Origin of the sequence: Exiguobacterium sp. SH31, assembly GCF_001816105.1 — a bacterium.
GTDB classification, from domain to species: domain Bacteria; phylum Bacillota; class Bacilli; order Exiguobacteriales; family Exiguobacteriaceae; genus Exiguobacterium; species Exiguobacterium aurantiacum_A.
The window spans coordinates 2,501-5,895 of record NZ_LYTG01000052.1 but is presented as its reverse complement, the minus strand read 5'-3'; the positions used below and the strand labels follow the sequence as shown (position 1 = coordinate 5,895).

General features: G+C 53.5%; 2 tRNA genes and 2 rRNA genes (1 of these 4 cut by a window edge). All 4 read left to right on the top strand.

Annotated features, from left to right (window positions below):
* Positions 1-103: 103 nt before the first annotated feature.
* Positions 104-3,017, top strand: a 23S ribosomal RNA gene (locus A6395_RS07905).
* Between the two features lie 51 nt (positions 3,018-3,068).
* Positions 3,069-3,184 (top strand): 5S ribosomal RNA (gene rrf / locus A6395_RS07900).
* Between the two features lie 83 nt (positions 3,185-3,267).
* A tRNA-Asp gene (locus A6395_RS07895) sits at positions 3,268-3,343 on the top strand.
* Between the two features lie 24 nt (positions 3,344-3,367).
* Positions 3,368-3,395 (top strand) — tRNA-Phe (locus A6395_RS07890) (it continues 48 nt past the right edge of the window).

Sequence of the window (3,395 nt, the reverse complement as noted above, 5' to 3'; positions counted from 1 at the left end):
GGGTTCGTCCCTCGATTGTTCTTTGAAAACTGAAGATTCATCAAGACATCAAACCAAGAACAATATGCATGGTCCGTTCGGACCGTGTGTCTTAGAAACGCTAGATCAAGGTAGAAAGGGCGTACGGTGGATGCCTTGGCACTAGGAGCCGATGAAGGACGCGACGAACAGCGAAATGCTCTGGGGAGTGGTAAGTGCACTTTGATCCAGAGGTATCCGAATGGGGGAACCCACCGCCGGGAGACTGGCGGGACACCCGTGTGAATACATAGCACGGCGTGAGGCAAACCCGGGGAACTGAAACATCTAAGTACCCGGAGGAAGAGAAAGAAAATTCGATTCCCTGAGTAGCGGCGAGCGAAACGGGAACAGCCCAAACCAGGAAGCATGCTTCCTGGGGTTGTAGGACACTCTATACGGAGTTACAAAGGGATAGGATAGGTGAACGACCTGGAAAGGTCGGCCAGAGAAGGTGACGGCCCTGTAGCTGAAATCTTATCCCCTCCAGAGTGGATCCTGAGTACGGCGGGACACGTGAAACCCCGTCGGAATCCGGGAGGACCATCTCCCAAGGCTAAATACTTCCTAGTGACCGATAGTGAACCAGTACCGTGAGGGAAAGGTGAAAAGCACCCCGGAAGGGGAGTGAAATAGATCCTGAAACCGTATGCCTACAAGTAGTCAGAGCCCGTTAACGGGTGATGGCGTGCCTTTTGTAGAATGAACCGGCGAGTTACGATGGCGGGCAAGGTTAAGCTGATGAGGCGGAGCCGCAGCGAAAGCGAGTCTGAATAGGGCGCATCAGTCCGTCGTCGTAGACCCGAAACCAGGTGATCTACCCATGTCCAGGATGAAGGTCAGGTAACACTGACTGGAGGTCCGAACCCACGCACGTTGAAAAGTGCGGGGATGAGGTGTGGGTAGCGGTGAAATGCCAATCGAACCTGGAGATAGCTGGTTCTCCCCGAAATAGCTTTAGGGCTAGCCTCGAGGTGAAGAGTTCCGGAGGTAGAGCACTGATTGGACTAGGGGCCCCCACAGGGTTACCGAATTCAGTCAAACTCCGAATGCCGGCAACTTGTACTCGGGAGTCAGACTGCGAGTGATAAGATCCGTAGTCGAAAGGGAAACAGCCCAGACCATCAGCTAAGGTCCCAAAGTGTATGTTAAGTGGAAAAGGATGTGGCGTTGCACAGACAACTAGGATGTTGGCTTAGAAGCAGCCACCATTCAAAGAGTGCGTAATAGCTCACTAGTCGAGTGACGCCGCGCCGAAAATTTAACGGGGCTAAACATACCACCGAAGCTATGGATTCCGTAAGGAATGGTAGGGGAGCGTTCCAAGCAGCAGTGAAGCGGTATCGTGAGGAGCCGTGGAGCGCTTGGAAGTGAGAATGCCGGTGTGAGTAGCGAAAAGAGGGGTGAGAATCCCCTCCGTCGAAAGCCCAAGGTTTCCTGAGGAAGGCTCGTCCGCTCAGGGTTAGTCTGGACCTAAGCCGAGGCCGAAAGGCGTAGGCGATGGACAACAGGTTGATATTCCTGTACCGCCGTACCACCGTTTGAACGATGGGGGGACGCAGAAGGATAAGGTAACCGTGCGACTGGAAGTGCACGGACAAGCAGCGAGGCCGTCGGGTTGGCAAATCCGCCCGGCACACAAGGTTGAGCTGTGATGTGGAGCCCGTAGGGCGAAGTACCGGATTTCACGCTGCCAAGAAAAGCCTCTAGTAAGGAGGTCGGCGCCAGTACCGTAAACCGACACAGGTAGGCGAGATGAGAATTCTAAGACGCGCGGGATAACTCTCGTTAAGGAACTCGGCAAAATGGTCCCGTAACTTCGGGAGAAGGGACGCTTATGGCAACATAAGCCGCAGTGAATAGGCCCAAACGACTGTTTAGCAAAAACACAGGTCTCTGCTAAATCGCAAGATGAAGTATAGGGGCTGACGCCTGCCCGGTGCTGGAAGGTTAAGGGGATGTGTCATCGCAAGAGAAGCACTGAACCGAAGCCCCAGTAAACGGCGGCCGTAACTATAACGGTCCTAAGGTAGCGAAATTCCTTGTCGGGTAAGTTCCGACCCGCACGAAAGGCGTAACGATTTGGGCACTGTCTCAACGAGAGACCCGGTGAAATCATAGTACCTGTGAAGATGCAGGTTACCCGCGACAGGACGGAAAGACCCCATGGAGCTTTACTACAGCCTGATATTGAGGCTTTGTACGCGATGTACAGGATAGGTGGGAGTTTGTGAAGCCGGAGCGCCAGCTTCGGTGGAGACATCCTTGGGATACCACCCTTTGCGTATAGAGTCTCTAACTCGCAGCCGTGATCCGGCTGGAGGACCGTGTCAGGCGGGTAGTTTGACTGGGGCGGTCGCCTCCTAAACAGTAACGGAGGCGCCCAAAGGTTCCCTCAGAATGGTTGGAAATCATTCGCAGAGTGCAAAGGCAGAAGGGAGCTTGACTGCGAGACCTACAAGTCGAGCAGGGACGAAAGTCGGGCTTAGTGATCCGGTGGTTCCGCATGGAAGGGCCATCGCTCAACGGATAAAAGCTACCCTGGGGATAACAGGCTGATCTCCCCCAAGAGTCCACATCGACGGGGAGGTTTGGCACCTCGATGTCGGCTCATCGCATCCTGGGGCTGGAGTAGGTCCCAAGGGTTGGGCTGTTCGCCCATTAAAGCGGTACGCGAGCTGGGTTCAGAACGTCGTGAGACAGTTCGGTCCCTATCCGTCGTGGGCGCAGGAAATTTGAGGAGAGCTGTCCTTAGTACGAGAGGACCGGGATGGACGCACCGCTGGTGTACCAGTTGTTCCGCCAGGAGCATCGCTGGGTAGCTACGTGCGGACGGGATAAGTGCTGAAAGCATCTAAGCATGAAGCCCCCTCCGAGATGAGATTTCCCTTTGAGCAATCAAGAAAGACCCCTCAGAGACGATGAGGTAGATAGGTCATGAGTGGAAGCACGGCGACGTGTGGAGCTGAATGATACTAATCGGTCGAGGCTTTGATCTAGAAACGGTTTGAACTTGATGAGTCTTCAGTTTTCAGGGAACAATTCCCTTGTCTGGTGGCGATAGCGAAGCGGCCACACCCGTTCCCATGCCGAACACGGAAGTTAAGCGCTTCAGCGCCGAAAGTAGTTGGGGGTCTCCCCCTGTGAGGATAGGACGTTGCCAGGCTTTTTATTTTTTTACAAAACTTATTGACTTTATCCTAATTGACATTTAAAATAGGTGGAGTCGATACAAATAGTTTTACAAACGGTCCCGTGGTGTAGCGGTTAACATGTCTGCCTGTCACGCAGAAGATCGCGGGTTCGAATCCCGTCGGGACCGCCATTTTTAATTTAAACTTAATAAGTTGGCTTTGTAGCTCAGTTGGTAGAGCAAA